The sequence below is a fragment of the uncultured Microbulbifer sp. genome (genome assembly GCF_947489355.1).
Taxonomy (GTDB): Bacteria; Pseudomonadota; Gammaproteobacteria; order Pseudomonadales; family Cellvibrionaceae; genus Microbulbifer.
In genome coordinates, this window is the sequence record NZ_CANLDD010000100.1 from 1 (window position 1) to 5778 (window position 5778).

Sequence of the window (5778 nt, forward strand, 5' to 3'; positions counted from 1 at the left end):
CGTCACCTTCATCAAAACCGGTAAACCCCCTCTTTTCAAGGAGATGTGTCAGATTTGGTCTGAACTAATACAATTTACTGTTGTTTTTACCTCGATTGTTGCATAGACAAAATCTACAGGAAAAAATTTTGCAGATGTCTGAGAAAACAGTTCTGGATAATTTAACGCGTCATATATAATTACATCACATTGGTTACTTTGCTTTCCCTGCCGATCAATAACTACACCAGTATCCACACCATACCGTTTGGGGGAGAAAGCTTTTAAGCAGAGCTGTCAATGTGTTTTCATTGCCAGTTCCCTTTACTCCTTGATGATTGAATTGGGCATTAATTCCTAGGACTTCTGATTCTATCCTTTCCATTATTGCCTGATAGTAGTTTTTTATCACTTCATTGCTCATTCAGTTTCTCCAGATAAATTATGCTTCAACTCGACACGCGCTTTCACGCGTCGGTTTGCTTTTGCTTGTTATGCACTTTCTGATGTAACGTTGCATATCATAGTGTTTATCCCTAGGAAAGAATATATTGCTGACACCTTTTTGATAAAGGGTTTATCCCTCGACATGACGAAATCGCAAAAGGAAGCCAGCGATGCATGATTGGCGTCACTAATTGCTGTTCTAAAACGTCTGTGAAGCTTAATCTTTTTGTCTGGATAAAATCCTATTGTGTTTAGCATCGTATACATGGCCGTGATCTTTTGAGGATCATAAAGCGGTTTATCTGGATAGATAAGATTCCGAGAAATTCCATAGAAGTCTTCAATTGTGTAGTCGGACTCAGAGTATGGTTTCAGATTTCTATATATATCCCAAATCTTTTCTATAACATTCGGAGGTTTAATATTATTTAGTTGCTTTGCGCCAACGCCGAAATACGATTGAAAGTCTTTAATTCCAGATCAGTTTACTCCCTCTCTCGCCATATCAGTCAATTGATCGCAGACAGAATCAGTTGCAAAATCAATAGCTTGGTCCATCTTTTCGAGGTGTTCACGCAACTTGTTTGACAATTCAGGGGCCAATGTTTCAAGCTCTGAGATTTGCTCTAGAAGGTCGTCAGTAAAAGATTTAAATTTCGCCTTTTTGTCTTCTGTAAGCTGAGAAAAGCTTTTATCCCCAAGCCCTCCTGAGAATTTAAAAAGATCATTCTCTGTGCTTCCTTGAATTGATGCGGAGCTTTGGATTGTCTCTAAGTGCTGCCTGTCAGCATCAGTTGAATTGACCACATTGAGAACCGCATCTCCAGTTATTTCAAACTGGGGTGGCAAAACTATTATTTTGATATGCATTGCTTTTAGATCACCTAGAACAGCAAGAAATTTTCAGCCCCATCTCCAGATCGCTCTATCTCTATAAATGTTTCATCAGAGAAAACTGGTTGGAAATTTGAAACAATGTAATCCCTTAACTCTGGATTCCTGCCATCCACAAGTAAATCCAAGATGTTCTGATCCAAATATGCAGTTGGCTTTCCAGTCCATTTCGCTAAATTTTTTTCCATGCAGAGTTATAACCGAATCTGGTGGCTGAGGGATTGAGGGATTGAGGGATTGAGGGATTGAGGGATTGAGGGATTGAGGGATTGAGGGATTGAGGGATTGAGGGGTTGAGGGGTTGAGGGGTTGAAAAAAGACAGCGGATTTAGTTGATTTGTTGTCACCACAACATCAAACATAACCAAGGATAACGCTGTCCCTGGCTTCCATAATCTTGAGCCGATTGCTCTCAATTTCTATTAGGTTATCTACCGTTGGGTAGATTTCATTTCTCTTCATTGCATTCTGGTAGATAGATAAGGCTACCAGCCACGCCCCCGCCCTAAAAAACCCCTTAAAAACACGCATAACCAGCTCCCTCCGGCTTTCATTGATCGCTAATCACACCACAAAAAGGGGCTGCGGTCACTCTTCCCCATGCCTGCCGGTTTTGGGTTTTTGCTTACCCAGTGAAATTGGAAAACATCGCAAACCCCCGCCAGCCGTGGGCTGTAGCCATTTTCTGTTTTTCACAAAATGAAGAGTTTTGAAGAGTTGTGAAGAGATTTTTCACAGGCCAAAGTAGCCGAAAGCCAGTAACCATGGGGTTTTCCAAGAGGTGGCGAGATTTTACATCAGATTTGTTTGGAGGAGAAAAGGGGCGAATGGCCAGCTACAGCAGTTGGTCGGACCGAAGCCTTGTTGAGCCTGAGAACACTGTTGAAGTTAGGCTTCATTAAAGTAGGGAAGGGCAGTTGTGTGCCAAAAAAATATCTGTGTGGACACAATGTGGACACTATAGAGGTTTAAGGTGTCATTTTCTAAAAACTGAGAATGGCATGTAGAGCAATAAAAAACCCACGAAAGCTAGCGCTGACGCGGGTTTGAGAGATGGTACAGAGGCCGGACTCGAACCGGCACGCTTTTAAGGGTGGGAAATTTTGAACAAAAAGTGCCCTTAAATACCGTTAAAATTCAAAGCCTTACATTACTCGCAATCATACTTTACAAAAACTTTACGCGCAAGCAGATTGCCGTTTGATCATTTTTTGTGCTTAAATGCAGCATGAGCAAGCAAGTAGCACGACATAATATAACTGACGAACTGTATGTATACCAACAGGCTAATAGTGCCAGGTGGTATGCGCGCTTTAGCCTGTTTGGGCAATGGCACACCAAGGCTACCAAGAAAAAAGACTTAAATGACGCCATTGCGGCCGCTCATCAACTGGTAGCCGAATACAGGCTCAAGTTAGAGCATAATATCCCCATCAAGACTAAACGCTTCAAGAATGTGGCAGAATTGGCAATCAAGCGGATGTTGGCCGAGTTGGAGAATGGCACCGGGAGGCAAATCTACAAAGACTACATAGGTGCCCTAAACAAGTATCATATTCCTTATTTTGACCGCCTGAACATCACATCCATTGATTATCAGAAGTTATTGGAGTTCGATGCCTGGCGTATTGAGCAAATGAAGCGGGTGCCTGCCAAATCGACATTACTCAACCACAATGCGGCATTGATGCGCGTATTTGAAGAAGCGCAGTTAAACAATTGGATATTACCTATTCAAATACCAAAGCTAAGCGCTGCCAAAGGCTCTGACGGCCAGCGAAAGGCCGCATTCAGTAAAGAGGAGTATTACATCCTCAGATACGCCATTCTCTCCTTTATCAGTAATGCCCGAACCCAAAAGACATGGATGATCCGGGAAATGCTACAGGACTATATGGATATTGCGGTTTATACAGGTATCAGGCCGGGTACTGAAATGGAGAATCTAACCTGGGGTGATCTGTCGCTCAAACAGCAGCACGATAAGGTTGTGTTCTATATTACGGTTCGCAAGGGCAAGACCACCAAACATACAGGTGCCAGAAGGGTAGTCTGTCGAGAAGAGGTGCTTTGGGCCATTGAGAGGTTGCGAGAGCGCTTTCCCAACAGAAAGCCAAAAGACCTGCTTTTCCAACTTGAAGATGGCACTACAACCAGCGAAACCAGTAGAGCCTTTGATAAGTTGCTTATTGAAAATGAACTGAAAGAGTCTCCAGGGGGCAAGAGAACCCTGTATTCTCTGCGTCATACCTATATCACTTGGCAGTTGATGAATAAAGTCCCTGCTCAAATAATAGCCAAACAGTGCGGCACCAGTATTCAGATGCTGGAACAGCACTACAGCCATGTGATGCCTGAAATGTTCACCGAAGAGTTGTCTGGGGTGTCTTTCGATGAAGAAGACCCGGTTAAATTGATTATGCAGGATAGCGAAGAAGAAAAAGCCCAAACAGCAAAAGATACTGCCAAATGGATTAGCGAATGGGGCGCAGAGGTTAAGAAGCGTGGGTGTTTGTAAGGTGTCATGACGACCGTTGGATTATAGGGAATCAATGTGTTCGTTGTGGTGATACAATGACTGTTTGTATGAAATTATCCAGGTTAGGTTGAAACTGTATTTATATACAGTACAATTGTTCTTTAGTATACCGAAATAGAGAAGCAGAATGTCAGTTGAACGCTATAGTCATGTTGAGTCACGCAAAGCGGAAGGAGCGCATTATACACCTATCTGTGTGGCCGATTATATTTCCGAAAACATGATTCAAAATGCCAATGTTCAAGGTTCTATAAAAATCGTTGATCCTGCCGTTGGGGATGGAGAACTTTTATTAAGTTTGATCAAAAAGTTAAAAGAGCAATCTGTTTCAAACATCGAGGCTCATGGATTTGATACAAACTCCGCATCCATTCAGATAACAGAAAAACGAATAAGGCATGAACACCCTGATATTAAACTGATTCTTCACAATAAAGATTTCCTACAAGTTTGTCTTGAAAAAGATAGCGGCTCAGAAACATCTGACCTATTCTCTGTCAATGATGATACTCTACTGTTTGACTTGCTAATTGCAAACCCTCCATACATAAGAACTCAAGTTTTAGGTTCAGATCAAGCCCAGATTTTAAGTAAGAGTTTTGGATTAAAAGGTCGTGTTGATATTTATCAGGCTTTTTTAGTTGCTATGAAGGCTGTATTGTCTCCTGGTGCTGTTGCTGGCGTGATTGTCTCCAATAGGTTCCTTACTACTAAAGGCGCAGGTGCTTTTAGAGAAACCCTTTATAGGCAATATGACATTAAAAGCATATGTGATTTTGGAGATACAAAAGTATTTGAGGCTGCCGTTCTTCCTGCTGTTATGGTAATGAAACCTCACTCAGGGAAAAATGGAAGAAAAGTAAAGTTTTCATCTATATATGAGACACCAAGTGAAGTAGATGGAAAAACTCCATACGTCACAAACCAAGTAGATGCTCTTGATTACTCAGGTCTGGTCGCTTCAAACGATATTGTTTATCAGGTTAAGCATGGTCACTTAACATTTGATGATAAGCCTTCCGATGTATGGCGTATGCAAGATGAAATATCGAGAAAGTGGCTTGATCTTGTGGATAAAAATACATGGAAGCAATTCAAAGAAATTGGAAAAATTCGTGTAGGAGTTAAAACTACAGCAGACAATGTATTTATTCGTTCAGATTGGGAGAATGAAATAGGTTGTAGGCCGGAACTGCTAAGACCACTTACCACTCACCATGTGGCTGATCGCTATAAATGCAAGGCTGTTGAAAAGAAATCTATCCTTTACACCCACGAATATATTGATGGAAAGAAAAGGGTTGTTGATATAGAAAAATACCCTTTGAGTAAAGACTATTTAGAGTCAAACAAAAAGCAATTGGCTGGTAGAGGTTATGTAGCCAAGGCAAACAGGCAATGGTTTGAAATATGGGTTCCTCAAAATCCGTCTCTATGGGAAAGAGATAAAGTTATATTTAGGGATATATCAGAAAAACCCACATTTTGGATGGATGGTGAAGGTTCTGTAGTCAATGGTGACTGCTACTGGATGGTATGTGACGATGACAGTGCGCCTGATGATATATTGTGGCTAATACTTGCTATAGCCAATTCGGAGTTTATTGAAACATTTTATGATGTGAAATTTCAAAATAAACTCTATTCAAATAGAAGACGTTTTATCAGTCAGTATGTGGAAAAATTCCCACTTCCAGATCCCAGCATGGAGCCATCTAAAAAATTGATTTCTATGGCCAAAAAGTGTAGCAAAACATCAGACATTAAAAAGTTGTCTATGCTGGAATCTGAAATAAATACATTAGTCTGGAATGTCTTTGGCGTATCCCCTATCTAAAATGTTTAATTGTAGTAGTTCAGACTTGATCTGACAGTTACCGGTTTTTCTGACGGTGGTCTGTCAGGTCAGGTTCAGTTCA

The 5778-nt window shown here is 41.1% G+C and carries 6 protein-coding genes; 2 read left to right on the forward strand and 4 right to left on the reverse strand.

Annotation, left to right across the window (positions count from 1 at the left end):
- Positions 1-48: 48 nt before the first annotated feature.
- The 4 genes from Q1A48_RS22005 to Q1A48_RS20390 all read right to left on the reverse strand — a co-directional run bounded on the left by Q1A48_RS22005 (position 49) and on the right by Q1A48_RS20390 (position 1508).
- Positions 49-237 (reverse strand): DUF6602 domain-containing protein, encoded by a 189-nt coding sequence (locus Q1A48_RS22005; protein WP_366523456.1) that lies wholly within the window; start codon positions 235-237, stop codon positions 49-51.
- On the reverse strand, positions 215-403 hold the full coding sequence (locus Q1A48_RS20380) for a hypothetical protein (RefSeq protein WP_299948566.1): 189 nt from the start codon (positions 401-403) through the stop codon (positions 215-217). Before Q1A48_RS20380 ends, Q1A48_RS22005 begins: the two co-directional genes overlap by 23 nt.
- A gap of 503 nt (positions 404-906) precedes the next feature.
- On the reverse strand, positions 907-1296 hold the full coding sequence (locus Q1A48_RS20385) for a hypothetical protein (protein WP_299948568.1): 390 nt from the start codon (positions 1294-1296) through the stop codon (positions 907-909).
- A 14-nt stretch (positions 1297-1310) separates the two neighbouring features.
- On the reverse strand, positions 1311-1508 hold the full coding sequence (locus Q1A48_RS20390; protein WP_299948570.1) for a hypothetical protein: 198 nt from the start codon (positions 1506-1508) through the stop codon (positions 1311-1313).
- A gap of 1040 nt (positions 1509-2548) precedes the next feature.
- Between Q1A48_RS20390 and Q1A48_RS20395 the strand changes: the two genes are divergently transcribed.
- Positions 2549-3838, forward strand: a complete 1290-nt coding sequence (locus Q1A48_RS20395; RefSeq protein ID WP_299948571.1) for a site-specific integrase — start codon at positions 2549-2551, stop codon at positions 3836-3838.
- A 148-nt stretch (positions 3839-3986) separates the two neighbouring features.
- Positions 3987-5696, forward strand: a complete 1710-nt coding sequence (locus Q1A48_RS20400; RefSeq protein ID WP_299948572.1) for an N-6 DNA methylase — start codon at positions 3987-3989, stop codon at positions 5694-5696.
- Positions 5697-5778 lie beyond the last annotated feature (82 nt).

What these genes read in the sequence shown, in the direction of transcription:
- Q1A48_RS20380 (WP_299948566.1), bottom strand. Translation starts at nt 403, where the DNA reads ATGAGCAATGAAGTGATAAAAAACTACTATCAGGCAATAATGGAAAGG.
- Q1A48_RS20385 (WP_299948568.1), bottom strand. Translation starts at nt 1,296, where the DNA reads ATGCATATCAAAATAATAGTTTTGCCACCCCAGTTTGAAATAACTGGA.
- Q1A48_RS20390 (WP_299948570.1), bottom strand. Translation starts at nt 1,508, where the DNA reads ATGGAAAAAAATTTAGCGAAATGGACTGGAAAGCCAACTGCATATTTG.
- Q1A48_RS20395 (WP_299948571.1), top strand. Translation starts at nt 2,549, where the DNA reads ATGAGCAAGCAAGTAGCACGACATAATATAACTGACGAACTGTATGTA.
- Q1A48_RS20400 (WP_299948572.1), top strand. Translation starts at nt 3,987, where the DNA reads ATGTCAGTTGAACGCTATAGTCATGTTGAGTCACGCAAAGCGGAAGGA.